This is a genomic window from Pseudarthrobacter sp. CC4, from assembly GCF_048957775.1.
Lineage (GTDB): Bacteria > Actinomycetota > Actinomycetes > Actinomycetales > Micrococcaceae > Arthrobacter.
Map to the genome: position 1 here is coordinate 93,543 of NZ_JARCCZ010000002.1, position 25,283 is coordinate 118,825.

Here is a 25,283-nt window from a genome sequence, read left to right on the forward strand (position 1 = left end):
ACTCACGGTAGACTTTCGGTTACTAGTATGCATAAACGGTATCCGCTCGGATTCCTGCGTGGCGACCAAACGAGAGGTTGGAATGGCACAATCACTTTCGACAGGATCGGGCGTTGTCCTGGACCTGATCAGGTCCGGCCAGGCGACGACCAGGAATGACCTTCTGGAGCGGCTGGGGTGGTCGCGAATCACCCTTGCCCGGCGGCTGGAAGAGCTACTGAACGCCTCCATCATCATGAGCGTAGGTCAACTGGACTCCCGCGGCGGACGCCCACCCGAAACGTTTGCGGTCAAGCCGGATTCTGGCGTGCTTCTGGCCCTTGATATCAGCGGTTCACACAGCATGGTGGCCATCACGGACCTTGTCTCCACCATCCTCAGCGTTGACGAGGCAGACATCGGGCCAAGCCAGGGGCCTGCTGAGATTTTCGAATGGGCAGGCCAGGTTTTCGACCACATGCTGCTCCGCCTGGGGAAGACCAGGGCTGACGTCGTGGGGATCGGCGTCGGCGTCCCCGGCCCCGTGGATGTCACAACCGGATGCCTGGCATCACCGCAGGTCGATAAGCAATGGGACGGCGTGGCTGTCCGCGACTACTTCTTGAGCAGATATGGACATGCCGTCCTGGCAGTTGACCGGGACGTAAACACCATGGCCCTAGCGGAAGCAAGGCGGGGCAGGGTGGGATACCGGGACATCGTGGGCGTGAAAGCCGGCATCGGGATCGGGCTGGGGTTTGTGCTGGACGGGGCCGTGTACCGCGGCGCGCGCGGAGGAGCCGGCGACCTGAGCCGGCCCCGAATCGGTGGCGGCCGCCTCCAACGGCTCGAAACCGTAGCCAGCGGAGCGGTGATACGCGCCGAACTAGTGGCCCGCGGCTACAAAGTCAGGACAGGAGCGGACATTGTTGAGCTCGCGAACAACGGGGACCACCGAACCCTGACCCTCCTTGAGGAAACGGGAACCGCCCTTGGCCAGACGCTGGCCGACATCGTTGGACTGATCAATCCCGAGGCCGTCATTATCGGCGGAAGTCTCGCCGCAGCGGGCGAACCCTTCCTCACACCCATCCGCGAGGCTATCTTCGCCGGTGCGCGTGAATTCGCCACCCGGGAGCTCGTCGTCGAACGCTCCGGCCTTGGAGATGTGGCCGGCCTGACCGGAGCATCGCTGCTTGCGCAGGACACACTCTTCGCGCCCGACAGGATCAGCCGGCTTACCCACAGCGGAGCCAACTCTCTTGTCCTGGCATCCGGCTAGGAAGACCGCCAACCAAAATACTTTGGTCTACTAATAGACTTAAGCCACCAATCCTTGCTACGGTGATATATCTCACATCGTCGTGATGTGATCCGTTACCTGAAGGATCCCCGTGGCTTTAAACCTCGCTGAAGAACTCTCATCCATCACCACCAATGTGCCCGCTTCCGACTGGAGGGAGGCCATCCGCTGTGCCGGAGATGGCCTGGTGGCAGGCGGAGTCACCACAGAGGACTACACGGAACAGATGATCGCGGCCGTCGAAGAGCACGGCCCCTACATCGTCATTGCCCCCGGAGTCGCCCTCGCCCACGCACGCCCCTCCGAATCCGTCAAAAAGGGAGGGCTCAGCTGGGTCAGCCTGGCCTCCCCTGTGGAGTTCGGGCACAAATCCAACGACCCCGTCTCCCTGGTCATAGGCCTCGCAGCCCTTGACCACACTGCCCACATCGAAGTCCTCAGGGCAGTCGCCGGAATCCTTTCGAATCCGGCCACCCGCAGTGGCCTTGACGCCGCGGCGAGTCCGGAAGAAGTTCGCTCCCTCCTGGCACGCGCCGCCTCACCGAAATAAGCAACTCCAACATCACCCCTGAATTGAAAGGCAACGAACCATGAAGATCGTCGCTGTATGCGGAATGGGCATTGGGACATCAGTGCTTTTGAAAATGAACGCAGAAAAAGTTCTCCAGGATCTCGGCATCGATGCCGATATTGAGGCCGCTGACATTGGAGTTGCCCGCGGCGCCGCCCAGACGGCGCAGATCGTGCTTACTTCCGAGGAGCTCGCACCTGAAATCGGCGATGTCCCCGCAGAGGTCATCGTTATCGAAAACTTCTTTGACCTCGATGAGATCCATAAAAAACTGTCTGCCGCTGTTCGATAGTCAATGCCGGTGGTACCTCCACCTGCAACACCACAAGACCAACCAACATTTCAGCAATAAGGGAGTGCCTACGGCATGGACTGGCTCGTAGTAGTACTGAATTTCATAGGGCAGCAGATTCTCAATGTGCCCGCGTACCTGATCGGCATCATTACCGCAGCAGGCCTAATCGCATTGCGGCGCAACTCGGGCCAGGTCATCGGAGGTGCGCTCAAGGCAACCTTGGGCTTCTTCATCCTTGGCGTGGGCGCCACCGTCGTTACCGGATCACTTGATCCCCTCGGTCAACTGATCCTCACCGTTACCGGCGCCCAGGGTGTCATCCCGACGAACGAGGTCATTACCGCAATGGCCCAGGAACAGTTCGGCGCCCAGAGCGCATACGTCCTGACGCTTGGCTTTCTCATCATGCTGGTACTGGCGCGCTTCACTCCGTTGAAGTACGTCTTCCTGACCGGTCACCACATGGTGTTCATGGCCACCATGCTCACCGTTATTCTGTCCGTTGGTCTGGGGCAGGGCCTTGACTGGCTAGTGGTTCTCCTCGGGGCAGTTCTGCTTGGCGTGATCATGGTGGTCATGCCAGCATTCCTGCACCCGTGGACGAAGAAGATCACTGGCAATGACACCATCGCAATCGGCCATTTCGGTTCTTTGGGTTACATCGCAGCGGGCGCAGTCGGACAGGCCGCGGGCAAGCGCAGCAAGTCAGCCGAAGACATCCAGTTCCCGCAGGGGCTGAAGTTCCTCCGCGACTCCATGGTGGCCACGTCGCTGTCCATGGTCCTCATTTACATGGTTTTCGCCATCTGGGGTCTGATCGCCCTCCCGCTTGCCGACGCGCTGGCAATCTTTGACGCCCCAGACGCGGGAGCCTTCCTCATGGCGGGCTTCGAACAGGCGCTGCTGTTCGGCGTCGGCGTGGCCGTGATCCTCTATGGTGTGCGGACAGTGCTGGGCGAGCTCGTTCCCGCCTTCCAGGGCATTGCAGCCAAGGTCGTCCCCGGAGCCAAAGCCGCCCTTGACATCCCCATCGTTTTCCCGTTCGGCGCCAACGCCGTGCTCATCGGCTTCCTGAGCTCCTTCACCGGCGGCCTGATCGCCCTCGGCATCCTTGCTCTCTGGCTGAACCCCGCCTTCGGCCTGGCCCTGATCCTTCCCGGAATGGTGCCACACTTCTTTACCGGCGGCGGCGCCGGCGTGTACGGCAACGCAACAGGCGGGCGCCGGGGAGCCATGCTCGGCGGCTTCGTGAACGGCATCATCATCACCATCCTGCCCGCCGTCCTGTTGCTCGTCCTGGGCCAGTTCGGGCTCGCAAACAGCACCTTCGGTGACGCCGATTTCGGCTGGTTCGGCACCCTCATCGGCGTTAGCCTGACCGGCGGCCCAGCACTTGGCGCCGTCCTTGCCATTCTTATCGCTACCATCCTCGTTGCAGCCGCCATCGTCTTCCAACGGCGGGTTGTCGATACCGGATGGGTCCCTGGCGGGAGGCGTGATGCCTGGCTCGCCGAGGCCCAGGAAAGCGAAAAGGCCAAAGCTAAGCAGGAAAGTACCACTGCATAACGGGTGTCCCGGAACCATTCGAAGTGAGATTCGCGCAACCCCTGAGGGCGCGTCCGGCCAACGCCGGACGCGCCCTCAGTACGACGTGAACCCGCAAACGGCTCGCAGCCCCTGGATCAGCCGACGAGCACCGGCAAACACTTGGTCCCCCGCCGCCGCAGGCGTAACGTCCGACGGCGGCCGCTGGCCAGGTCCGCCGGCCACGCCTGATTGTCCCGGGACTATCTGCGAGGCTAGCGGCGAACCAGCCGCCACAGGGACGTGACCTCGGCCGCGCGCGCCTCGAACAGGGGATCGTCGCGGTCCGATGCCTTCGGGTGCGTTGGCTTGGTGTCGAGCCGCTCCACCACCTTCAGCCCTGCAGCCTCGATGGCGGCCAGCAGATCCTCACGCGAGCGCAGGCCAAGGTGCTCGGCCAGGTCGGAGAGGACAAGCCAGCCCTCACCGCCCGGCTCCAGATGGTCGGGCAGTCCGTTCAGGAAGCGGAACAGCATCCTGCTCCCGGGGTCGTAGACCGCGCTGTCCAGGCTGGAATGCGGTGTGGCCGGGATCCAGGGCGGGTTGCACACGATCAGCGGCGCGCGGCCCGGCGGGAACATGTCGGTCAGGACCGCCTCGGCGCGGTCCGCGACACCGAGGTTCCGGAAATTCTCCCCGGCGCAGGCGACGGCGCGCGGCTCATTGTCCGTCGCCACCACGCGGCGGACGCCGCGGCGGGCGAGGACGGCAGCGAGCACCCCGGTGCCGGTTCCGACGTCGAACGCCAGCGTCTCAGAGGGCAGCGCGGCGGCCGCCACGAGATCCACATACTCGCTCCGGGTGGGGAAGAACGTGCCGTAGTGCGGGTGGATGCGGCCCTGCATGGCATCGACGTAGACGCCGTTCCGTCGCCACTCGTGGGCGCCCACGGCCCCGACCAGCTCATGCAGGGACACCACGGACGGTTCGGTTATGTCACCGTACGCCTCGGCTGCGGCCTCCCGGATGTCCGGGGCGCGGCGCAGCGGCACCACCGGGCCCGGATCAAGGGGAATCAGCAGCAGACCGAGAATGCGTGCACGGTGCGAGGCGGCCTGGCGGTGCCGGTAGAACCTCTCGGCACCGGTTCCGGCGGTCCCTTTCTTACCGCCGCCTACCCGCCGGTCCAGGGCGTTAAGGAGCTGCCGCCCGTTATGGAAGTCACCGCGCCAGAGCATCGCGATCCCCTGTGACGCCATCCGGTACGCCTCATCGGCCGTAAGGGAATCGTCCACCACTTCGACCCGCGTCGGCGCCGGCCTGCCGTTCGCCGACCGCCAGCGCGCGGTCATGCTGGTCCCGGCCTCAGCCCAGATCACAGCGGCAGGCTCATCGGCCGCAGCAGCGCGCACGGGATTGGGGACCGGCGTCGGGATTACCGCGGGTACTGGTGGGTCAATGCTGATGAAGGATCCATTCTGAAAATCCGGGAGCCGGCCGGGGTGACGATTGCGGCGGCGGTTCGACGACGTCCAAGGCTGCGGCCCAGCTTCCAGACCCCTCATCCGGCTGCGCGCCGGGCTTGGTCGATGGCCGCCGGGGCCCTTGAACTAGATACTCAGGATACAGGTGTGCTTTGGCCTCCGTCGCTCATCCGGGGCCAGACCGACGGCAAGCTCCCCGCCTATCTGCAAGGCGATGGAGTCAGGGCAACCAGCATGATGGTGCGGTTCCCGGAAGCACGTGGCCATCCTGCACCGGACGATGTTTATGGGGCTGACGCAATGTGAAACTCGCCCCGCCCAGTTGAGGCCGGGGCTGAAGTCCGTGAATCCGGGGCGCGTCCTTATCCGAGGAACTTACGCATGCCAGGCGACTGCATTTCGGACAAATGAAGCGATGCGTTGGACCGAAGCATCGCCAGAAGGATGGCCAGCCGCATAATTGCTCGCCGCCTCATGAATGCACCGATCCAATTCTGGCCAGGATATCCAGCAGAAGACTTCCGGAAGGCGTGCCATCAGCTCCGCTTCGGAAAGAAGCGCCGGGTCGGCAACACGTTCAAGGACGGGGCCGAGGAATTTGCCCACCGCTTCGGTAAGTTCAAGTTGCCCATTCCCTTTGACACGAACCGGCGGCCTAACGCCCAAAAGGAAGAGCACGGGCGCAGCAGAACCGGCTTTGGACGCAAGTGTTACGTATTCCCGAGCAAGTTGTTCGGGCTGAAAACTGCCGTACCTAATTCGCTTCGCTTCGACAAGCGTGTACGTGCCCGGAGTCTCAAAGATTGCATCGGGCTGGACAACCAATTTCGTGGTGCCGCCACCTGAACCGACGCTAAAGTCGCCCGGCAGAAAGTCCATCTGCAGATCCTCGACTTCCGCAGCCAGCTTGTTCCTGACCTCCTCGGCGCCTTGCGCCGCCCGGATGACGGCTCCGAGGAATTCCGTTCTAGGCAAGAAATCCAACCCCACAAGCACTTCTGCCGTGAGGACATTTTCACGTCCTTGCCCGCCCGCCCGATAGTCTCGGGCTTTCTCCCACGAAATTTCTTCCAGCAGTCTTCCCACAATTGAGCTGGACGCGGTGGATGAAACTTCCAAGTACGTTCTCCCTCGACACAGCGCGGCAATGTTGTCGTGAGAGTAAACCATTACCCTGCAACGGAATGGCAACACGCTGAGCAGCTATTCAAAAACTTGACGGGCGCACACACTTCCAAGTTACGCGGCTTCGACATTCATTCGATTACTAATCCGACACGCCCGCGGCGACCAAACCGGGCAACGTCGGCTTCCCGCCGGATCCCCTCCTCCCGACACCCAACGCGAGGCCCGGACAGCTACAGTCCCGGGCGCCGCGTTGACCATCAGTTGCTTCGGGCGGGTGCTACTTCATCTCCGCTGGATCCTCGAGTTCCCAGTCCTTAACATCTGCCAGAGGAGCGAAGACGGAAGGATCGAGATCGTCGAATTCCAGGTTGTTCCGGACAAGATGCGGCCAGTTCCGGTTGGCCAGTGCGGCTTTGCCCAGCGCAATGACGTCCGCTGAGCCTCCTGCCAGCATGGACACGGCCATGTCCGGATCGTCGAGGTTGCCGTTGGCAATCACGGGCAGGCCCGAGTACTTCTTCGCCAGGGCAGCCAGGCTTTCCTCCGCATCCTTGAACGCGGGCTCGGTGGCGCGGTATTCAGTCGTGTGGACAAAATCGATGCCAGTCGCGCCCAGCGTGCCGAAAATGACTTCGGCCTCTTCGACTCCCCCGCTCCACTTATGGTCAGTGTCGCTGACCTTGGCCTGCGAGATGCGGATCCCCACCGTCATGCCCGGGCCAACTGCCTCGCGGACGTCGTGGCAGATTTCAGCGGCAAGCCGCACCCTGTTTTCCGGTGAACCGCCGTAGTGGTCACCGCGCCGGTTCAGGTAGTCCGTGAGGAACTGGTCCAGCAGGTACCCGTTGGCACCATGGATCTCAACGCCGTCGAAGCCGGCCTGCTGCGCGTGCAGCGCGGCTGTCACGAAGCCATCCCGCACCTCTTTCATCTGGGACAAGGTGATCTCGGAAGGAACGGGATACGGACCCTCGCCGCGGTAGAACCCCAACTGCTCCCCCTTGGGCGCCACCGCGGATGGTCCCACCGAGGAGGCAACAAACCGATTCCCCTGGCTTTGCGCCCCCGCATGCATCAGCTGCGCGAAGATCTTTGAACCCGCCCCGTGGACGCCGTCGACGACTTTCGCCCACGACCGGGCCTGCTCCTCCGTAGCGATGCCCGGCTGGAAGTGGTAGCCCTGGCTGTGGGCGGTGTCCGGATAAATGCCTTCCGTGATCAGCAGCCCGAAGCCGCCGCGCGCGAACGTCCGGTAATAGGAAGCCATTCTCTCCGTGGCGTGCCCGTCCTCGGTTGCGCTGATCCTTGTCATGGGAGCCAGCGCAACCCGGTTGTCCAGTTCCATGGAACCGATCCGGATGGGCGACCATAGCGAGGTGTAATCAGTCATTCAAAGTCTCCTTGGAAGTATTAATTGCGGCCGGGTCCGGCAGCATTCCCGCCGCAATCGCGGGCAGGCCCGCATTGGCCGGATCAGCTGCGTACGCCTTCCGGCGCCTGAGCAGGCGGCCGAGGACCGTCGGGTCGGTAAAGCAGCCGAGCACAGCGGACCACAGGTTTTCGAGGGTTGCGCACTGCCTGGAAACCCCGGAAGGACCGGTCATCAGCCAGCCGTCCTTGAGTGCAGTCACCTTCGGGGCTCCCGGGAGGCCAGTGCAGACGGCGTTGACCGTGGCTGCCACGATCAGATGCTGGCGCATGGTCCGCACCGGCCCCAAGGCAGGGTCGGCGACAGTTGTCCTCCCGCAGGCACCACACATGTCGTTCCCCTTTCGTTACGGCATGACATCGCCGGAGTTGGGCCCCAGCGTCTGTCCCACAAACAGGTTTCCGCCCGGATCGCTGGCCAGCAGCACGGCCGTCGGAGCCACTTCCGCCGGCGTGCCGAAGCGCCGGAGCGGCAGCTCGGCCCGTTTCGCGGCCTTCCAGCTTTCGGAGATGCCCTCCACCAGGGGCGTCTCGATGGGGCCCGGGGCGATGCAGTTGACCAGGACGTTGTCCGCCGCCGTTTCCAGGGCAAGGGCCTTGGAGAAACCGACCACGCCGGCCTTGGCCGCACTGTAATGGGTCAGCCCCACACCGCCCTTGATGGCCAGCTGGGAAGCGATGTTGATGATGCGGCCCCACTTCCGCTGCCGCATCTCCCCCACCACCTCCCTGCAGCACAGGAACACACCTGTCAGATCCACCGTGAGGGTCTCGTTCCACATCGCCAGGGACATGTCCTCCAGCGGGGACTCCGTCAGCAGGCCCGCGCTGTTGACCAGGACGTCGATGCCGCCCAGCCTCTCCCGTGCCTCGGCGAAGGCTGCCCGCACGCTGGCTTCATCCGCAACGTCCACGCGGACGGTGCCGTCCCCTCCGGCCCGGTCCAGCACGGCAACCCTGTCCCCGTTGGCCAGGAAGGCCTCGGCGATGGCCTTGCCGATCCCGCTGGAACCGCCGGTAACCACCACCCCGCGGCCGTTCCCTGGTTGAGCGTTCCCGGAGGCCTGGTCAGCAGCATGGGTCGATGTGTTCATGGTGTCCTTTCCTTCTCAGGCGCGCCGTCAGGCGCGCATCTTGACGGTGAGTCCGCCGTCAACCACCAGGGCCTGCCCCGTGATGTAGCGGGACTCATCGGAAGTGAGGAACCCGATGACGCTGGCAACTTCCTCCGGCTTTCCCACCCGGCCCCACGGAATGTCCTTGCCGGCCCGCCGCAGCCCCTCCGGGCCCAATGAATTCACCGGGTCCAGTGACTGCGGGGTCTCGATGAGGCCCGGGATCACCGCGTTGGCGCGGATCTGCCGCGGGCCGAGCTCCACGGCCACGCTGCGGACCAGGCCCAGGACGCCGGCCTTGGCGGCCGCATAATGGGCGTGCTCCTCCCAGCCGTAGACCCCGCCGGCGATCGAGGAAACCGCAACCAGCGCGCCGCCGTCGGTCATCCTTTCCGCCCCGGCACGCAGGGTGCGCAGCACGCCGGTGAGGTCCACGTTGAGCATGTCGTGCCAGCGCTCGTCCGTCATCTCCCCCAGCGGGGAGTTGCGGAGGATTCCGGCGTTGGCGACGGCGTAGTCCAGCCGGCCGTACTCGTCCACGGCCCGCTGGGCCAGGGCGTCCACGGACGCGGTGGTGCGGACGTCCACTTCGTGGATCACCGCTTCGCCGCTGGCTTCCTTGACCAGGCGGAGTGTCTCCTCCGGGTCGTGCGGATCGCCGGGGAAGGTGCCAATTACTGACACCACTCCCTGGCGGGCGTAGTGGACGGCGAGGGCGCGGCCGATGCCGCTCGCAGCGCCGGTGATGATGGCGACTTTGTTAGGGGACGTCATGGGGGTGGTCCTCCAGCAGGGCTTCAGCGGGGGGCTTGGCGGCAATCATCAGCAGTCCGGAGAACAGTGTTCCCGCGGCACCGACCCACAACGCGGCGGACCCGGTTCCGGCCGCGGCTGCTGCAGCGGTGAACAGTGCGCCGCCGAGGATCACGCCGGGCTGGCTCATGGCACCGATGAAGGAGGTTCCGGTGGCCCGGCAGCTCACCGGGTAGCACTCGGCCATAAAGTACTGGATGGCCGCATACGGGCCCACCAGGAAGAACAGCCCGGCGCCGTAGGTCAGGATGATCATGAACGGGCTGGTGGCGATCGGGCTGAGCATGATGGTGAAGGAGATGCCGGAGAGGATCCAGCCGCCGATGATGGTCCGCTTGCGGCCGATCTTGTCCCCCAGCCAGCCGTGGAAGACGTAACCGAAGTAGGCCAGCATGTTGATGACGATCAGCATCCAGAAAGCGTCGGAGAGTTCAACGCCCTTGGCATTCTTCAGGACTGAGCTACCCAGGATGCTGAAGATCATGATTCCGAAGAAGTTGAAGATCCAGGCCAGGGAAAACACGATCGTGTTCCGGCGCAGGTGGGGTTCCCAGATGCGCTTCAGCGGGGCCGCAGAGGAGTGCTCCACGCCGTAGGACCGGGCGAGGGCGTGCGCTTCCTCGGTCTGGCCACTCTTTTCAAGCTGGGTCAGTTTGTGATGCAGCTCGAACTGCGGGGTTTCCTTCAGCTTTTTGGCGATGAGCCACACGATGATGGCGGCCGGAACAGTAGCCACGAGATACAGCGCACGCCACCCCAGCGACGGAAGGAACGCCAAAGCCAACGCGCTGGCAAGCAGGAACCCCAGCGGCCAACCGCCCTGGATGAAGGAGTAATGGAACCCCGGCCGCTTACGCTTATCAGCCACTTCAGTGACTTGGTAAACCTCGTTCATGTAGGTGGCGTTCACCGCCTGCTCGGAGAAGCCAAGCCCGCCGAACGAACGGATGATGATCACCATCAGGTTGCTCAGGATCGGAATACCGGTGGGGATAAGTGCGGTCAGGCCGGAAACAACCGCCGTTCCGCCGATGGTGACCATCATGCCTTTACGGCGTCCCAAGCGGTCAATAACCGGTCCGATGCCAAAGCAGACAATGGCTGTACCAACAGCGATCCACGTGTTGATGGCGTAGGACTCAGTTTCGGTCCAGCCAAACTCCTCCTGCATAGCGGGCAAAAGCGTGCCGAAAAGGCCGTAGTCAAAGACAGCGACAGTCCATGCCAGCAAGGCGAGAACAGTGGCAGTAGTGGTGTGCCGCTTGCTGAAAACCGGGAACCGGCGCTTCTCGCCCGGTTGAGGCTGGGAAAGATCAACGTCCGTCTGTTGCGTTGTCATGAGTTGTTGTCCTTTCGGGGGCTGCGGGCGAGGAACGAATCGGCAATCTGGTCGAAGGTCAGCCAGCTCACGCCCTCGTGGGAGTTAATGTGTTCAATGAGCCGCTCGAGCATGAGCAGCACCTGCGGGCGGCCGGAGACGTCCGGGTGGATGGTCATGGTGAAGACGGCCTGGTCCATCTCGCGGTAGACCCAGTCGAACTGGTCCCGCCACATCTGTTCGATGTCGCGGGGACTGACGAACCCGTGCGAGTTCGGTGCTGCCTTGATGAACATCATGGGAGGCAGGTCATCCAGGTACCAGTTGGCCGGTATCTCCACCAGGTCCGTTTCCTCGCCTCGCACCAGGGGCTCCATCCATGTTTCGGCGTCCTTGGTGTAGTCGATCTTTTTCCACGAGTCGCCCACGCGGACGTAATACGGTTCGAAATCGCGGTGCATCAGGGAGTGGTCATACTTGATGCCGCGTTCAAGGAGGATTTCGTTCGTCACGGGCGAGAATTCCCACCACGGTGCGACGTAGCCTGTGGGCCGGCGCCCGGAAACCTTCTCGATCAGTTCGATTGAGCGGTCCAGGATGGCGGTCTCCTGTTCCCGGGTCATGGCGATCGGGTTTTCGTGCGAGTACCCGTGGACGCCGATCTCGTGCCCGGCATCCACGATCATCTGCGTCAGTTCCGGGAAGGTCTCGATCGAGTGGCCCGGCACGAACCAGGTTGCCGGAAGGTTGTACTTCTCGAACAACCGGATCAGCCGGGGTCCCCCGACTTCGCCGCTGAACAGGCCCCGGGAGATGTCACACGGGGAGTCCTCGCCTCCATAGGAACCGAGCATGCCCGCCACTGCATCAACGTCCACGCCGAAGGCAACTTGAATGTCCTTAGCCATTAGATTTTCCTTTCAATTCGGATAAAACGGGGGTGTTCGTGGGTGTCAGTCGGAAGGTTCAGGAGGCCTCCCTCGTTGGGTGAAGATTTCGGTGATCCGCTCCCGGTCGGGGTTGATCCTGAGCAGGAGGCTGAGCAAGATCAGCGACTGCGAGGGCCTGAGGTGGCCGGATCCGATAGCCCCAGCGGTACGGAGGTCTTCCCCGCCCCCGCCGGCGCCGTAGATCGGGACCACGGGTCCGGCATCCACGCGGGTGCTGGTAACCACCACGACGCCGGATGCCACCGCGGCGGCGACTTCGGAGCAGAGGCCGGGGTTGGCATTGCCGCTTCCGGTCCCTTGCAGGATGATGCCCGCCGCTCCCGCTTCAAGGGCGGCGTGCATCAGAGTGGAGTCGGCACCGGGGTAGGCCGCAACGACGTCCACCCGGGGTGAACCGCTGACCGGCCAGGGCAGCGGCAGGGCCTCAAGCCTGCTGACGCTGCCCTCCAGTGCAACTTTCCCCTCGTCTGACACCTGGCCGAGTACCCCAAAATCGGGGTTCGAAAAAGCACTGAGCCGAACAGTTTGGCTTTTCCGGACGCCGGCGGCAGGGAAGATGGTGCCCGCGAACTGCACCATGACGCCCTTTCGCCGTCCTTCCTTCGAGCCCGCGACGGCTATGGCGCGTGCCAAATTGTCCGGCCCGTCGGGGGCCGCAGAGTCAGCGGCGCGCTGGGAGCCGGTGAAGACAACCGGCCGCTCGTCGCTGTGGGTCAGGTCCGCAAGGTAGGCGGTTTCCTCCATGGTGTCCGTCCCATGGGTCACCACCACGCCCAGAACGTTGGGGTCCTCAAGGACTTCCTTGATGGTGGCGCAGATCCTCAGCATGTCTTCGAATGTCAGGAGGTAGGACCCCTTCTGGAACACATCCAGCACCCGCACGGGGTGGGATACGGGGGAGCCTAGTGCTTTGAACACCTGCTCGCCGGTATCGGAGGCGACGGCGCCGCCGGCATGGGAAGAACGGGACGAGATGGTGCCTCCAGTGGCCAGCAGCACGACGTGGGAGTCGGTAACAGTCATTTCAGCTCCGGTGGTTTTCTTTGAGGTCTGCAACCCAATCGATTGGGTTATCTTCCACGGAAAGGCTCATGTGCGTGGACACGGGAGTTCGGCATCAAGGATGGCGGCGCCGGGAGGGTTTTTTGGTCAACTACCCAAACGTTTGGGTGACGTTGAAAACGACTATAGGATGTGAAGCGGGTCACGTCAAGGGCCGCCTGTTTCATCCGGGGCGGAAAGACCTGGGCTACAGTGACCCAGTTGGGGCAGGAGAGGGACATGGAAGAAAAGGCAGACGGCAGCCGCACTGTCACGCTGAAGGATCTGGCCAAGGAGTTGGGCGTCCATCCTTCGACCGTGTCCAGGGTCCTGCATTCGGGCTCGGATGTGGCGAAAGGCGCCGCTTCCGCCGCGACTGCCGAGCGCGTCCGGGAACTGGCCCGCAAGCTCGGCTACTCCCCTGATCCCCAGGCCGCCAGCCTGCGGACCCGGCGCACTAAACTGCTCGGTGTCATCGTGCCGCGTCTTTCGGACCTGGTCCTGGCCATTATGTATGAGGGCATCGATGAGGCGACAGCGGAGGTCGGCTACTCCGCGTTCGTGATGAACTCGCGCGACGATCCTGAAGAACAGCGGCGGAAGATAGACCTCATGCTCGCCCGCCGGGTTGACGGCCTGATTATCGGTGATGCCCACCTTGACGGCAGCCTCCTGCAGGAGTTGACCGACCGGAAGGTACCGTTCGTACTGATGAACCGCAGGGTCCCGGGCTACCCTTCTTCCACCTGCGACGACGTGGTGGGCGGCGAACTGGTGGCCGCGCACCTGTGGGAGATGGGCCACCGGAAGGTGGCGGTGATTGCGGGCGAGCCATACGCGAGCACCGCCGTCGACCGGACCGCCGGTTTCCTGGACCGCTGGCATTCCCTGGGCGGGACCATCTCCGACGACGACGTGGTGTGGTCAAGGTTCGACACGGCCGGCGGCCGGGAGGCCGCCGAAAAGATCCTCGCCCGCGGCAAGCCGCGCCCCACCGCCCTGTTCGCCGTCAACGACTTCGCAGCCATTGGAGCGATGGGAGCCCTGCGCTCCCACGGCCTCACCGTGGGCATGGACGTTGCCGTGGTGGGATACAACGACACCTCCCTGGCCGCAGAACTTCCCATTCCGCTAACCTCGGTCCACTCTCCCATGGCGGACATCGGACGGACCGCGGTGCAGCTCATGCAACGTGTGCTCAGGGGCGAAGAACCCGAGCCTGCGAGGCTGACGCCCACACTGTACGTGCGGGAGAGCAGCGCCGCCCGGGTACCGGCGGAAGCGCCCGCCCACTAGCTCCCGCCCGCCACGATCTTCAACGCCAGCAGGCAGGTGGCGCGGACTTCGCCGTCACCGAGGTCGAGCCGGAGCATCTCCTCGATCTTGCGGAGCCTGTAGGTGAGGGTATTGCGGTGGATGAAAAGCTCCCCGCAGGCCTCGCGCGTATTCCCGCTGTGCCGCAGGTACACCTCAAGCGTTTCGCGCAAGGCCGGGCCGCCGTCGGACATCAACGGGGCCAGGAGGCGCCGCGCCATTGCCACAAGCCCCGGCCCGGGCAGGCCCTCCACCACGCCCGCAAGGTCTGCAACGGGTGCCTGATGGAGACCCGGTTCGCCCACCCTGCGGCGGGCCAGCTGCAGCACCAGCGGCAGTTCGCCCAGGCTCCCGCACTCGGAGACGACGGCGGACAGCTCCAACGCGTCCTGAAATGACTTTCGGACCGCGTCCATGAGGTCCATGCCGGCCTCGCTGCGCTGCACCAGCAGGGTGGTGAGGCCGGCCTCTTCCATGAACCGCACTGTCCTGTATTCAGCCTGCAGGCCAACCCGCACCCGCCAGGCGATCGTCCTCAGTTTGACCGGCGCAACCTCCCCCACGCCGCCGATCAGCACCGCGCCCCACTCGCCGTCCGGCTCGAACCCGGCCTCCACCGCGTAGCGCTCCAGGGCCGGCGTCGGCGTTCCCCTCGCCTCGTACAGCCCCTCCATGAAGCGTGCGGCCTCACGCGAATGCAGGGGCGACCGGGAACCAAGGGTGTAGCTCAGCTGCATGGCAATGACCGCAGCCACCGGCCCCAGCAGAGGCTGCAGCACCACGCTGCTCTTGATTCCCTCGATGGCCAGCTTGAACCGGAGGGATCCGCCGCTCGGCAGGCTCAGGGTTGTCCGGGCCGTCCCGCCCCCTGCTGTTCCTGCAGACATGAGTTCAAAACCGTTATGGTCCAGGACCGCCACCCGCGCATTGATGGCGGTGGCCACCCGCTCCAGTACCTGCGCCAGGGAATGGCCGCCCGCTGCCAGCCTTGTGCACTCATCCGCGAGCTCCCATCCGGTACGCAGCTCGGCATAACGTTCGGCCGCAATGAGCTGGTCCACATGCCTCATCACCAGGACAAACGGCACCTCCGGCGGCAGTTCAAGCAACGGAAGGCCATGGGCATCACAGGCCTGCACCAGGCCTGCAGGCAGCTCGCGGTGCGCCGCGCCCAATCCGAAAACCAGCCCTGACACGGGCACGGACATCAGGCGTTCAACGTAGGCATCCCAGATGCGGTAGTCCTTGACGTTGAGGCCCATCCCGTTGGTCAGCAGCAGGGCGTTGACGCTGAGGAAGGGGGTAGGGTCCATGTGCTCCGAGGGCGCGCACCAGGCGATGGGGCGGGCGAGTCGTCCCGGACCGCCCGGTGCGGCAAGGCGGATGTTCAATGCGGGGTCTGCTAGGAGATCGGCAACACGCATGGGGAAATTCCTCCTGGTTAGTGCAAGAAGCATAATCTGCCTGGCCACATTCGGCGATCCGCCCAATTCCGGCACGGTCATCGCCTCTGTACCGTTGCCTGCATGCAAAAAAACGTGATGGAAACCACGGCTGCCCAGGTACTCCTGAATTCGGACATGGGCGAAGGCTTCGGATTGCACGAGTTCGGAAACGACGCTGCGCTCATGGAGATTATCGACGTCGCCAATGTCGCCTGCGGATATCACGCCGGCGACCCGGATGTGATGAACCGGACCGTGGCCCTTGCCGCCGAACACGGGGTGGCCGTCGGAGCGCATCCCGGACTCCCTGATCCCATGGGTTTCGGCCGCCGCCGCATGGTCCTCACCCCCGGGGAGGTTGAATCGATCATCCTGTACCAGACGGGGGCCTTGACTGCATTCCTGGCGAAGAACGGCCTGTCCCTGAACCACATCAAACCCCACGGAGCCCTCTACGGCATGCTCGCCGGAGACGAAGACCTCATGCAGGCGGCCGCAGGCACGGCGAAGCAGTTCGGTGTTCCGTTCTACGGCCTCGCGGGCACTGCCCACGAATCGGTGTGCCGGGCCATGGGCGTGGAGTTCGTTGGGGAACTGTACGTTGACCTCAACTACGGTCCGGCGGGCGAGCTCCTCATCCAGCGCCGGCCCGCGCCCACGGACCCGGCCGCCGCGGCGGAACGCGTCAGCCGGGCCGTGGCAGGCGGGCCCGTTTCCGCGGTCGACGGCACTCCGCTGGACATCACGTTCCAGAGCATCTGTGTCCATTCCGATGCCCCGAATGCCGTCGCCGTCGCCACTGCCGTGCGGAACGCCCTCAACTCATCCCGCCCCACCCACTCCTGAAAGCGAGCAGCACATGGCCACGATCGTTTCACCCCTTCCCGGAGTCTTCTACCGCAAGCCCGGACCGGGCAAACCGCCCTTCGCCAATGAAGGCGACACCATCGAAGTCGGGCAGACCATCGGCATCGTGGAAATCATGAAACAGTTCACCGAGATCCAGTCCGATGTCGCCGGGACCCTTGAATCCTTCGAGGTCAACGAGGGCGACATGGTCAACCCGGGCGACTCCATCGTCGTCATCCGGGAAGGATAAGGGCGCCCATGAAACTGTTCATCGCAAACCGCGGCGAGATCGCCGTACGGATCGCCAGGACCGCCCGGGAGATGGGCATCGAGACTGTCTTGGGGGTCAGCGAGCCCGATGCGGAATCGCTGGCGGCCCGGACAGCGGACCACTACGTGGTGGTTGGTCCGGCCCAGGCGGCGGCCAGCTACCTGAACCAGGACGCCCTCGTCGCCGCAGCCCGGGAACAGGGGTGCGACGCCGTGCACCCGGGCTACGGCTTCCTCTCGGAGAACGCCGACTTTGCCCGGAAAGTGGCGGACGCCGGCCTGACCTGGGTTGGCCCCAGCGCTGACACCATCGCCATGATGGGCAACAAGTCCCTGGCACGGGAGTCGGCAGCCAAGGCCGGCGTCCCCGTGCTCCGGGGATCGGACGGTCCCCTGGACCCGGAGGCAGACGCCGTGGAAATTGCGCGCGGCATCGGGTATCCGCTGGTGGTAAAGGCTTCCGCCGGCGGCGGCGGCAGGGGCATCCGCTTCGTGCACGACGAAAGCGAACTCCTGGCGACCATCGAAATGGCACGCGGCGAAGCCGGTGCTGTTTTCGGCGATGCCACTGTCTACCTGGAGCGGTTCGTGGAGCATGCCCGCCACGTTGAGGTGCAGGTCCTCGGTGACGGGACCAACTTCATCCACCTTGGTGACCGCGACTGCTCCATGCAGCGCCGTTCCCAGAAGGTGCTGGAGGAAGCCCCTGCCCCGGACCTTCCGGAGACCGTCCGCACCACCATCCGGGAGTCTTCCGTGGCTCTTGCCCGCGAGTGCGGCTACCACGGAGCGGGGACGGTGGAGTTCCTGTACGACCCCGCCAACCACGAGGCCGCGTTCATTGAGATGAACACGCGCATCCAGGTGGAGCACCCCATCACCGAGCAGATCACGGGCGTGGACCTGGTCCGCGAGCAGCTGCTGATTGCCTCCACCGGATCCATGTCCATTTCCCAGGACGATGTGCACTTCACCGGCCATGCCATCGAATGCCGCATCAACGCGGAAGACCCCAACCACCAGTTCTTCCCCAGCCCGGGGGTCATCCGGTCCCTGGAATGGCCATCCGGCGAGGGAATCCGGGTGGACACCGGCGTGGAGGCAGGCTCGGTTGTGAGCCCCTACTACGACTCCCTCCTGGCCAAGCTGATCGTCCATGCCTCCGACCGGGACGCCGCCATCGCAGCTACCCTGGCGGCTTTGGAGGCAACCCGCATTGAGGGGGTCAAGACCACCGTCCCCGTCCACAAGGCGCTGCTGGCGCGGCCTGAATTTGCCGACGTCAGCCATCACTCCAAGTTCATTGAAACCGCAGCCGACCTGATGGGGGCAAAATGACCACCGAAGCCGCCGTCCTCCCGGGTGCGCGCTACACCTGGGGCGGGGACGAATTCCTGTTCGTGGAAGTCTCCGAGGCCATGAGCCTGCCCGCCAACTTCAAGGTGATGACCATTGCCGGCAGGCTGTCCGAGGCCCACCTTGAGGGAATCGTGGATATCTGTCCTGCCAATGCGTCCCTGCTGGTGCGCTTTGATCCTGACATCCTGCCGCCGCAGGAACTGGAAAATGCCGTCCGCGACATCGAACGGGATTTGATGAGCCACCAGGAGCGGCCCCTGGAAACCAGGATTATTGAGGTTCCGGTCTGGTACGAGGATCCCTTCACCGCCGAAGTGGCGCAGCGGTTCCGGGAAGGCTTCCACCAGGAGCCTGAGGGCAGCGACATCGACTACGCCGCCAAGGTCAACCACCTGAAGGACGCCGCGGAGTTTATCCAGCGTCACCACGAACAGCCGTGGCTGGTTTCCATGGTTGGCTTCGTGGCCGGGCTGCCGTTCCTGTTCCAACTGGTAGACCGTGACAAGCAGCTGGAAGTCCCCAAGTACCTGAGCCCCCGTACCGACACCCCCAAGCTGACCGTCGGGCACGGCGGATGCTTCGGCTGCATCTACTCCGTACGGGGCGCGGGCGGGTACCAGATGTTTGGCGTAGCGGCTGCGCCCATCTTCGATCCCTCGCAGGAACTGGCGGACTTCAAGGATTTCATGGTGTTTTTCCGCCCGGGAGACATCGTGAAATTCAAGCCCGTCACTGAAGCTGAGTACAACGCAATCCAGGCGGAGATTACCGCCGGAACCTTCCGCTACCGGCAGGCCCCCGTGACCTTCGAACTGTCAAAGGCACTGGCCGATCCCGAAGGCTACAACCGTCAGCTCATGGAGGCCCTCAATGGCATTTGAAATTGTGAACCCCGGCCTGGCCACTACCGTGCAGGACCAAGGGCGGACGGGCCATTACAACGTGGGCATCCCCCAAAGCGGTTCCATGGATCAGTACTCCGCTGAACTCGGAAACGCCCTGGTGGGAAACACTGCACGGGAAGCCGTTCTGGAGTGCACCTACCTCGGCCCCGTCCTGACCACCGGCGGCGACGCCATCATCGCCGTCACCGGCGCTCCGGTGGAGGTAAAGGTCAACGGGGAGGCACGGCCCCAGTGGAGCCGCCTGCTGCTCAAGGCCGGAGATCAGCTCTCCTTCGGGGTCATCCAAGGCGGCACCCGCTACTACATCGCCGTGCAGGGCGGCATCGACGTCCCGGAGGTGCTCGGAAGCCGGTCCACGTACAGCCTCGGCGGGATCGGGGGGTTCAAGGGCCGGAAGCTAGAGGCGGGCGACGTCGTACCCGTGGGCGCTCCCCTCAACGACGGGAAGCTCCCCCACGGAGAGAGTCTCCCGGAGGAATTCCGGCCCGACTATGCCAAGGAGCAGGAAGTCCGGATCGTGCTGGGCTTGTACGACCACCGGCTCACCGATGAGGGCCTGGGAAATCTGCTGAACGAAGAGTGGAAGGTGACTCCGGTGGCTGACCGGATGGGACTGCGCTACTCCGGTCCGGGCGTGACATGGAAGGAGCGGAAACAGCCCTTCGGCGCCGGTTCGGACCCCTCCAACATCGTGGACGCCGGCTACGCCGTGGGATCCATCCAGATCCCTGGCGGCACGCAGCCCATCATCCTGCACCGCGATGCCGTTTCCGGCGGCGGATACGCGATGGTGGGCACGGTAATCAGCGCAGACATGGATCTGGTTGCCAGGGCCGCCCCCGGCACGGCGACACGATTCGTCGCTGTCAGCCTGGACGACGCCCTGGAAGCCCGCCGGGAACTTGCGGAACGCCGCAACAAGGCGTGGGCGGCACTGGGCGCCAGCCGCTGACAGGCGGAGGCGGGTCCCAACCATTCCCGGACCCGCCTCTGCTGATTCGGTAATTGTCTGACGCCGAGAGCGCCGCCTCCAGCCCAAGGTCCACTTCGCCGACCCTCATCGGGTCCACCAGCACGTGCCGCCCCACCGAGACGGGCGGTGCCTGGCATGTCCCCGCCACGTACGCCGTCCCCCGCATCTCCGATCGGTACAGAAAGGCGCGCCCGGCCAAAGCCGGACGCGCCCTTCGTGGGCTCTGAACCCGCAAACCGGGCCAAAGCGGATTATTCAGTCGACAAGCACCGGCTGCTTGGCGTCCTCCGACGCTTCAACAGGCGCAACCTTACGGTTCCGCTGGTTCACCCAGCACCCAACCGCCAGCAGCGCAACGAGCGCGAACGTGCTCAGGAGCTGGGGACGGGAATCCTCGCCGATGAAGCCCACCGTGAAGATCGCCGCGAGGATGACCAGGCCAAGCACGGTCAGCCACGGGAAGCCGGGCATCCGCAGGGGAAGCTCCGTCCCCTCGCGGTCGGCGCGGAGGCGCAGCGCGAGCTGGGCCAGGAGCGCCGACGTCCACACGAGCAGGCAGGTGGAGCCCACGATGTTGAGCAGGACGCCCAGCACCATCTCGGGGAAAACCAGCTCCAGCACCACCGTGACAACGCCGAAGGCGACGCTCGCCAGCACCGCGGCCACCGGGACCCGCCCCTTGGACACGGAAGCAAGCAGCCGCGGCGCTTCGCCCCGCTCAGCCAGGGAGTACGCCATCCGGGAGGCGCCGTAGAGGTTGGCGTTGAGCGCGGAGAGCAGTGCTGCGACGGCCACCAGGGTGATGGCGGTGGCTGCACCGGGCATGCCGGCGGCCTCCAGCACGGCGGCGAACGGGCTCTTCAGCCCCGCCGAACCCACGGGAACCACCGCAGCGATAATGAAGATCGCACCGATGTAGAACACCAGGATGCGCCACAGCACCGTGCGGACGGCCTTCTTCACGCTGCGGGCGGGCTCCGCGGTCTCGGCTGCGGCCACGGACACAATCTCGGTGCCGCCGAACGCGAACGCCACCACGAACAGTGCCGTGGCAATCCCGGCGAACCCGTTGGTCGCGAAGCCGTCGCCCATGAAGTTGGACAGGCCCGGCGACTGCACGCCCGGCAGCCAGCCGAAGAGCAGCGCAAAGCCCACCAAGAGGAACCCGACGATCGCCGCCACCTTGAGCAGGGCGAACCAGAACTCGAACTCGCCGAAGTTCTTCACGCTGGTCAGGTTCACGGCGGTAAGCACCACGATGAACACGAAGGCCATCAGCCACACCGGCAGCGCCGGGAAGATGGTGGCCAGCAGGCCCGCCGCACCGAGCGCTTCGGCGGCAATGACCACCACGAGCTGCAGCCACCAGAGCCAGCCCACCGTGGCACCGGCCACCGGCCCGTAGGCCTTGGCGGTGTAGACGGAGAAGGCGCCGCTGTCCGGGTTGGCCGCGGCCATCTCGCCGAGGGCCCACATCACCAGGATGATGAGGGTGCCGGCCACGAGGTAGGAGATCAGCACCGCCGGGCCGGCGGCCTGGATGCCTGCGCCGGAGCCGATGAAGAGGCCCGCGCCGATGGCGCTGCCGAGTCCCATCATGGTGAGCTGGCGGGGTTTGAGGGCGGCGCCGAGGGCGCGCGCAGACGTCTTTGTCTGTTGTTCCATGGGGATTCCTCTGGTTGTGGGTGGAACTGTTGGGGATAAAACTTCAGGCTGCGTGGGCTCCGAGGATCCGGAGCACGCGGTCGTTGGAGGCGGGGTCGGCCACGGTGATACGCACTCCGTCGCCCTGGTACGCCCGGACCAGGATGCCCGCCCGGTCGAACGCGTCCACGAGCCTGGCGCGGAGGTCCTCACCGGCCCGGATCCACAGGAAGTTGCCCTGGCTCGGCTGCAGTTTCCAGCCTTGGGCCGCCAGTTCGGCGGCCATCCGTGCGCGCTCCTGCTTGACGGCGGCAACCCGCGCTTCCATCTCCTCCCCCGCGTCGAGCGACGCGACGGCTGCCTTCTGCGCCAGCGCGCTCACGGCGAAGGGCAGGGCGGTCCGGCGCAAACCGTCGGCGATTGCCGCCGTCGTAATCGCATAACCGACGCGCAGGCCGGCGAGGCCGTAAGCCTTGGAGAAGGTGCGCAGGATGCAGACGTTCGGGAACCGGCGGTAGAGCGCCAGGGAATCAGGCCCGGCGTCGGCATACTCGACGTAGGCCTCGTCGATCACCACCAGGACGCTGGACGGCACAGTCTGCAGGAAGGCCTCAATGCAGTCATGGCTGATCGGCACCCCGGTGGGGTTGTTGGGCGTGCAGAGCAGGATGACCCTGGTGCGGTCAGTGACGGCTGCGGCCATGGCTTCGAGGTCGTGGCCCTCGGCGTCGTCCAGCGGAACGCGGACCGGCCGGGCGCCTGCCAGCTCCACCAGGATGGGGTACGCCTCGAAGGAGCGCCAGGCGAACACCACTTCATCCCCGGCGTCGCACAGTCCGGTGATGATCTGCTGGAGGACGCCCACGCTGCCGGGACCCACAGCCACTTCCTCCGCAGTGACGCCGAGGTGCCGGGCGAGCCGTTCGCGGAGTTCGACGGCGGCCATGTCCGGGTAGCGGTTCATCCTGCCGGCCGCTTCGGCCACCGCGGTGACGGCTGCGGGCACCGGGTCGTAGTGGCTTTCATTGCTGGCGAGGGCTGCGGTGTCCACGCCGGCACCGCGGCGGCCCGGCACGTAGGACGGAAGGCCGGCGACGGCGCCGCGAAGGGTGGGCAGCGCTGCCTCGGGACCGGCCACAAGCTGATTACTGGTCATGAGGTCCGATCATGGGAGTGACCCGGGCCACATTGCAAGATACCCTCTAACCATTGGGACTTCTGCTCAACTTCTACTGTGTCTGGTGAAAATATGACCATCGCGAACTCTCGCACCCTGGATTCCCTCGACGGCAGGATCATCCTGGCCCTGGACAAGGATCCCGAAGCCAGCGCCCTGGCACTCTCGCGCACGCTCGGCGTCGCCCGGAACACGGTCCACGCCCGGCTGGCGCGGCTGGAGCGCAGCGGCGCGCTCCGCTCCTTCAGCCGCCGGCTGGACCCCGCCGCGCTGGGCTACGACCTGATGGCCTTCCTGTCGCTCTCGATCAGCCAGACCCGGACAGGCTCGGTGGAGAGCGGACTCGAGGCGATCCCGGAGGTCATCGAGGTTCATGCCACCACCGGGGACGCGGACCTCGTGGCCAAGGTGGTGGCCCGCGACACCGGCGACCTCTACCGCATCACCAACCAAATCCTGGAGATCGAAGGGGTCCAGCGCACCAGCACGGCCATCTCCATCCTGGAACTCATGCCGCCCCGCTACGACGGCCTCATCAGCCGGCTGTCGGAACAGGAGGCACGCCCCTCCGACTGATCCGCAGGGTGCGCCACACTGGGCAGATTGTCACTGCCAGCGCATCCTGCTGCCAAAAGTCCCAGCAGGATCCGCCGGTATTGCAAACATGAGACGCAGGCCACACGATGCCTGCATGACTACTCTCACCGTCTCCGGCCGCGTGGCGCAGGTCCTCAGCAGCTATGTCAGCGATGTGTTCGGCGTGATGGGCAACGGCAACGTCTACTTCCTGGACGCCGCGGAAAAGCAGGGCCTCCGCTTCTCCCCCGTCCGGCACGAGGGCGCCGCCGTCGCCGCGGCGGACGCGTACTACCGGACGTCGGGACGGCTCGCCGCGGGCACCACCACCTACGGCCCCGGCTACACCAACGCGCTCACCGCCCTCGCGGAGGCGGTCCAGGCGCAGATCCCCGTGGTGCTGGTCACCGGGGATGCCCCCACCAGCGGGGCCCGGCCCTGGGACGTGGACCAGGCGGCCATCGCCGCTGGCCTCGGCGCGGCCACCTTCACCGTCACCCGAGACGCCGCAGGTGCCGTCACCCGGCAGGCGGTGGAATACGCACTCACCCGGCGCACCGCCGTCGTGCTTGCCATCCCCTACGACCTCGCGGCACTCGAGGCGGCGGACGAGGTACTTCCGGCGCCGCAGGCACCAAAGGTGACGGACGACGTCGACGGCGGCCTTGGGCAGGCAGCCCGCCTGCTCGCCGGTGCCAGGCGGCCGCTGATCCTGGCGGGCCGGGGTGCGCACCTCGCCGGTGCCGGGCCGGAACTCCGGGAGCTCGCCGACCGGCTCGGCGCACTGACCGCCGGCACCGCCCTGGCGCTCAACCTCCTCAACGGCGAGGGGTACCTGGGCGTCGCCGGCGGCTTCGGCACCGACACCGCGGCCGGCCTCATGGGCGAGGCCGACGTGGTCCTGGTGGCCGGGGCCAGCCTGAGCCCGTTCACCATGCGGTTCGGGCACCTGATCGGCCCGGACAGCACCGTCATCCAGATCGACGCCGGCCTGCAGCCCACGCACCCCCGGGTGGACCTGTTCGTCAGCGCGGACGCGAAGGCTGCTGCTTCGCGCCTCCTGGCGCTCCTCGACGGCGGGACTGCGGCGGAAGCCTGGCGCGCGGAAGCCCGCCGTCGGCTGGCCGAGGGTCCGGGGCACCACCCGGGCTCCGCGGAAACCTCGGACGGCCGGCTGGACCCGAGGTCCCTTGCCAACGCGCTGGATGGCGTGCTGCCGGAGCGCCGCACGGTGGTCCAGGACGGCGGGCACTTCGTCGGCTGGGCACCCATGTACTGGAACATCCCGCGGCCCCAGGACCTGGTGATGGTGGGAACCGCCTACCAGACCATCGGGCTGGGCCTGGCCAGCGCCGTCGGGGCAGCGCGCGCCCTGGAGGACGGCCGCACCCTGGTGCTGGCCTCCGGCGACGGCGGGTTCCTGATGGGCCTGTCCGACCTCGAATCGCTGATCGGTGCAGCCCGCAGCGCCATCGTGGTGATCTACAACGACGCCGCCTACGGGGCCGAAATCCACCAGTACGGCTCCCAGGGCCTGACCGAAAAGCCGATGCTGATCCCCGAGGTGGACTTCAGCGGGATTGCCCGCGCTTTGGGTGCCGAGTCCGCGATCATCCGCTCGTTGGCCGACCTGTCCGCGCTGCAGGACTGGATCGACGCCGGCGCCAAGGGCACCTTCGTGGCCGACTGCCGGATCACGTCCAGCGTCCGGGCGCCGTGGCTGAGCGAGTGGATGCAGGCCTCGCAGGCCGCGAAGGCTGCTGTGGCGGGATAACCCCCAGGTCCCCTCCACATCGGGGGTAGGCTCGGATGCTTGGTGTTG

24 protein-coding genes are annotated in these 25,283 nt (G+C 65.3%); 12 read left to right on the forward strand and 12 right to left on the reverse strand.

The annotated features are described in order from the left end of the window. Nucleotides 1-82: 82 nt before the first annotated feature. The 4 genes from PV768_RS01645 to PV768_RS01660 all read left to right on the forward strand — a co-directional run bounded on the left by PV768_RS01645 (nucleotide 83) and on the right by PV768_RS01660 (nucleotide 3,714). Nucleotides 83-1,261, forward strand: coding sequence for an ROK family protein (locus PV768_RS01645; RefSeq protein WP_421092080.1), 1,179 nt, complete (start codon nucleotides 83-85; stop codon nucleotides 1,259-1,261). Nucleotides 1,262-1,373: 112 nt separating this feature from the next. Next, the gene (locus PV768_RS01650; RefSeq protein WP_421092081.1) at nucleotides 1,374-1,832 is read left to right on the forward strand and encodes a PTS sugar transporter subunit IIA; all 459 of its coding nucleotides are present in this window, start codon (nucleotides 1,374-1,376) and stop codon (nucleotides 1,830-1,832) included. Between the two features lie 40 nt (nucleotides 1,833-1,872). After that, nucleotides 1,873-2,145 carry a PTS sugar transporter subunit IIB gene (locus PV768_RS01655; protein WP_157238861.1) on the forward strand — a complete coding sequence of 91 codons (273 nt, stop codon included), beginning with the start codon at nucleotides 1,873-1,875 and terminating at the stop codon, nucleotides 2,143-2,145. A gap of 75 nt (nucleotides 2,146-2,220) precedes the next feature. After that, a complete protein-coding gene (locus PV768_RS01660) occupies nucleotides 2,221-3,714 on the forward strand; it encodes a PTS ascorbate transporter subunit IIC (RefSeq protein ID WP_421092082.1) in 1,494 nt (497 codons plus the stop codon). Nucleotides 3,715-3,947: 233 nt separating this feature from the next. Here PV768_RS01660 and PV768_RS01665 read toward each other — a convergent pair whose 3' ends face one another. From PV768_RS01665 to PV768_RS01705, 9 genes are all read right to left on the reverse strand, one after another. After that, a complete protein-coding gene (locus PV768_RS01665; protein ID WP_421092223.1) occupies nucleotides 3,948-5,024 on the reverse strand; it encodes a methyltransferase in 1,077 nt (358 codons plus the stop codon). 507 nt (nucleotides 5,025-5,531) lie between these two features. Then, on the reverse strand, nucleotides 5,532-6,275 hold the full coding sequence (locus PV768_RS01670; protein ID WP_421092083.1) for a hypothetical protein: 744 nt from the start codon (nucleotides 6,273-6,275) through the stop codon (nucleotides 5,532-5,534). Between the two features lie 286 nt (nucleotides 6,276-6,561). Then, entirely contained in the window at nucleotides 6,562-7,674 is a 1,113-nt protein-coding gene (locus PV768_RS01675; protein ID WP_421092084.1) for an NADH:flavin oxidoreductase, read from the reverse strand. After that, nucleotides 7,667-7,984 carry a hypothetical protein gene (locus PV768_RS01680; protein WP_323056364.1) on the reverse strand — a complete coding sequence of 106 codons (318 nt, stop codon included), beginning with the start codon at nucleotides 7,982-7,984 and terminating at the stop codon, nucleotides 7,667-7,669. Before PV768_RS01680 ends, PV768_RS01675 begins: the two co-directional genes overlap by 8 nt. Nucleotides 7,985-8,059: 75 nt before the next feature. Further along, on the reverse strand, nucleotides 8,060-8,806 hold the full coding sequence (locus PV768_RS01685) for an SDR family NAD(P)-dependent oxidoreductase (RefSeq protein WP_157238865.1): 747 nt from the start codon (nucleotides 8,804-8,806) through the stop codon (nucleotides 8,060-8,062). Between the two features lie 27 nt (nucleotides 8,807-8,833). Next, on the reverse strand, nucleotides 8,834-9,601 hold the full coding sequence (locus PV768_RS01690; protein ID WP_157238866.1) for an SDR family NAD(P)-dependent oxidoreductase: 768 nt from the start codon (nucleotides 9,599-9,601) through the stop codon (nucleotides 8,834-8,836). Next, complete coding sequence (locus PV768_RS01695; RefSeq protein WP_157238867.1) at nucleotides 9,588-10,979, reverse strand: MFS transporter; 1,392 nt, start codon at nucleotides 10,977-10,979, stop codon at nucleotides 9,588-9,590. Before PV768_RS01695 ends, PV768_RS01690 begins: the two co-directional genes overlap by 14 nt. Further along, nucleotides 10,976-11,866: a polysaccharide deacetylase gene (locus PV768_RS01700; RefSeq protein WP_323056365.1), complete on the reverse strand. Its 891-nt coding sequence runs from the start codon at nucleotides 11,864-11,866 to the stop codon at nucleotides 10,976-10,978. The genes PV768_RS01695 and PV768_RS01700 overlap by 4 nt, the downstream gene beginning before the upstream one ends. Before the next feature lie 45 nt (nucleotides 11,867-11,911). Then, nucleotides 11,912-12,931, reverse strand: coding sequence for an asparaginase (locus tag PV768_RS01705; RefSeq protein ID WP_421092085.1), 1,020 nt, complete (start codon nucleotides 12,929-12,931; stop codon nucleotides 11,912-11,914). 258 nt (nucleotides 12,932-13,189) lie between these two features. Between PV768_RS01705 and PV768_RS01710 the strand changes: the two genes are divergently transcribed. Beyond that, a complete protein-coding gene (locus PV768_RS01710) occupies nucleotides 13,190-14,245 on the forward strand; it encodes a LacI family DNA-binding transcriptional regulator (protein WP_421092086.1) in 1,056 nt (351 codons plus the stop codon). On the opposite strand, the gene PV768_RS01715 is transcribed toward PV768_RS01710, so the two are convergent. Beyond that, nucleotides 14,242-15,687 carry a PucR family transcriptional regulator gene (locus tag PV768_RS01715; protein WP_421092087.1) on the reverse strand — a complete coding sequence of 482 codons (1,446 nt, stop codon included), beginning with the start codon at nucleotides 15,685-15,687 and terminating at the stop codon, nucleotides 14,242-14,244. The genes PV768_RS01710 and PV768_RS01715 overlap by 4 nt on opposite strands. Before the next feature lie 102 nt (nucleotides 15,688-15,789). On the opposite strand from PV768_RS01715, the gene pxpA reads away from it, so the two are divergent. The 5 genes from pxpA to PV768_RS01740 are packed head-to-tail and all read left to right on the forward strand — an operon-like array spanning nucleotide 15,790 to nucleotide 20,043. Then, the gene (gene pxpA, locus PV768_RS01720; protein ID WP_421092088.1) at nucleotides 15,790-16,554 is read left to right on the forward strand and encodes a 5-oxoprolinase subunit PxpA; all 765 of its coding nucleotides are present in this window, start codon (nucleotides 15,790-15,792) and stop codon (nucleotides 16,552-16,554) included. 13 nt (nucleotides 16,555-16,567) lie between these two features. Further along, nucleotides 16,568-16,807 (forward strand): acetyl-CoA carboxylase, encoded by a 240-nt coding sequence (locus tag PV768_RS01725; protein ID WP_018770516.1) that lies wholly within the window; start codon nucleotides 16,568-16,570, stop codon nucleotides 16,805-16,807. 8 nt (nucleotides 16,808-16,815) lie between these two features. Continuing rightward, complete coding sequence (locus tag PV768_RS01730) at nucleotides 16,816-18,165, forward strand: acetyl-CoA carboxylase biotin carboxylase subunit (RefSeq protein WP_157238874.1); 1,350 nt, start codon at nucleotides 16,816-16,818, stop codon at nucleotides 18,163-18,165. After that, nucleotides 18,162-19,067, forward strand: coding sequence for a 5-oxoprolinase subunit B family protein (locus tag PV768_RS01735; protein ID WP_421092089.1), 906 nt, complete (start codon nucleotides 18,162-18,164; stop codon nucleotides 19,065-19,067). Before PV768_RS01730 ends, PV768_RS01735 begins: the two co-directional genes overlap by 4 nt. Then, on the forward strand, nucleotides 19,057-20,043 hold the full coding sequence (locus PV768_RS01740) for a biotin-dependent carboxyltransferase family protein (RefSeq protein WP_323056372.1): 987 nt from the start codon (nucleotides 19,057-19,059) through the stop codon (nucleotides 20,041-20,043). The genes PV768_RS01735 and PV768_RS01740 overlap by 11 nt, the downstream gene beginning before the upstream one ends. A 276-nt stretch (nucleotides 20,044-20,319) precedes the next feature. On the opposite strand, the gene PV768_RS01745 is transcribed toward PV768_RS01740, so the two are convergent. Together PV768_RS01745 and hisC are read right to left on the reverse strand one after the other, a co-directional pair. Continuing rightward, nucleotides 20,320-21,729, reverse strand: a complete 1,410-nt coding sequence (locus PV768_RS01745; RefSeq protein ID WP_311217528.1) for an amino acid permease — start codon at nucleotides 21,727-21,729, stop codon at nucleotides 20,320-20,322. 43 nt (nucleotides 21,730-21,772) lie between these two features. Continuing rightward, complete coding sequence (gene hisC, locus PV768_RS01750; RefSeq protein ID WP_421092090.1) at nucleotides 21,773-22,864, reverse strand: histidinol-phosphate transaminase; 1,092 nt, start codon at nucleotides 22,862-22,864, stop codon at nucleotides 21,773-21,775. Between the two features lie 93 nt (nucleotides 22,865-22,957). Between hisC and PV768_RS01755 the strand changes: the two genes are divergently transcribed. Both PV768_RS01755 and PV768_RS01760 read left to right on the forward strand, forming a co-directional pair. After that, nucleotides 22,958-23,461, forward strand: a complete 504-nt coding sequence (locus PV768_RS01755; protein ID WP_321215551.1) for an Lrp/AsnC family transcriptional regulator — start codon at nucleotides 22,958-22,960, stop codon at nucleotides 23,459-23,461. A 115-nt stretch (nucleotides 23,462-23,576) separates the two neighbouring features. Next, a complete protein-coding gene (locus PV768_RS01760) occupies nucleotides 23,577-25,235 on the forward strand; it encodes a thiamine pyrophosphate-binding protein (RefSeq protein ID WP_421092091.1) in 1,659 nt (552 codons plus the stop codon). The last annotated feature ends 48 nt before the right edge of the window (nucleotides 25,236-25,283 follow it).

Bases quoted from the DNA above. Each gene is read 5' to 3' on its own strand.
- PV768_RS01755 (WP_321215551.1), top strand. From the start codon at position 22,958: ATGACCATCGCGAACTCTCGCACCCTGGATTCCCTCGACGGCAGGATC.
- PV768_RS01760 (WP_421092091.1), top strand. From the start codon at position 23,577: ATGACTACTCTCACCGTCTCCGGCCGCGTGGCGCAGGTCCTCAGCAGC.
- pxpA (WP_421092088.1), top strand. From the start codon at position 15,790: ATGCAAAAAAACGTGATGGAAACCACGGCTGCCCAGGTACTCCTGAAT.
- PV768_RS01645 (WP_421092080.1), top strand. From the start codon at position 83: ATGGCACAATCACTTTCGACAGGATCGGGCGTTGTCCTGGACCTGATC.
- PV768_RS01695 (WP_157238867.1), bottom strand. From the start codon at position 10,979: ATGACAACGCAACAGACGGACGTTGATCTTTCCCAGCCTCAACCGGGC.
- PV768_RS01675 (WP_421092084.1), bottom strand. From the start codon at position 7,674: ATGACTGATTACACCTCGCTATGGTCGCCCATCCGGATCGGTTCCATG.
- PV768_RS01710 (WP_421092086.1), top strand. From the start codon at position 13,190: ATGGAAGAAAAGGCAGACGGCAGCCGCACTGTCACGCTGAAGGATCTG.
- PV768_RS01740 (WP_323056372.1), top strand. From the start codon at position 19,057: ATGGCATTTGAAATTGTGAACCCCGGCCTGGCCACTACCGTGCAGGAC.
- PV768_RS01680 (WP_323056364.1), bottom strand. From the start codon at position 7,984: ATGCGCCAGCATCTGATCGTGGCAGCCACGGTCAACGCCGTCTGCACT.
- PV768_RS01685 (WP_157238865.1), bottom strand. From the start codon at position 8,806: ATGAACACATCGACCCATGCTGCTGACCAGGCCTCCGGGAACGCTCAA.
- hisC (WP_421092090.1), bottom strand. From the start codon at position 22,864: ATGACCAGTAATCAGCTTGTGGCCGGTCCCGAGGCAGCGCTGCCCACC.
- PV768_RS01660 (WP_421092082.1), top strand. From the start codon at position 2,221: ATGGACTGGCTCGTAGTAGTACTGAATTTCATAGGGCAGCAGATTCTC.
- PV768_RS01745 (WP_311217528.1), bottom strand. From the start codon at position 21,729: ATGGAACAACAGACAAAGACGTCTGCGCGCGCCCTCGGCGCCGCCCTC.
- PV768_RS01690 (WP_157238866.1), bottom strand. From the start codon at position 9,601: ATGACGTCCCCTAACAAAGTCGCCATCATCACCGGCGCTGCGAGCGGC.
- PV768_RS01725 (WP_018770516.1), top strand. From the start codon at position 16,568: ATGGCCACGATCGTTTCACCCCTTCCCGGAGTCTTCTACCGCAAGCCC.
- PV768_RS01705 (WP_421092085.1), bottom strand. From the start codon at position 12,931: ATGACTGTTACCGACTCCCACGTCGTGCTGCTGGCCACTGGAGGCACC.
- PV768_RS01655 (WP_157238861.1), top strand. From the start codon at position 1,873: ATGAAGATCGTCGCTGTATGCGGAATGGGCATTGGGACATCAGTGCTT.
- PV768_RS01665 (WP_421092223.1), bottom strand. From the start codon at position 5,024: ATGACCGCGCGCTGGCGGTCGGCGAACGGCAGGCCGGCGCCGACGCGG.
- PV768_RS01735 (WP_421092089.1), top strand. From the start codon at position 18,162: ATGACCACCGAAGCCGCCGTCCTCCCGGGTGCGCGCTACACCTGGGGC.
- PV768_RS01715 (WP_421092087.1), bottom strand. From the start codon at position 15,687: ATGCGTGTTGCCGATCTCCTAGCAGACCCCGCATTGAACATCCGCCTT.
- PV768_RS01700 (WP_323056365.1), bottom strand. From the start codon at position 11,866: ATGGCTAAGGACATTCAAGTTGCCTTCGGCGTGGACGTTGATGCAGTG.
- PV768_RS01730 (WP_157238874.1), top strand. From the start codon at position 16,816: ATGAAACTGTTCATCGCAAACCGCGGCGAGATCGCCGTACGGATCGCC.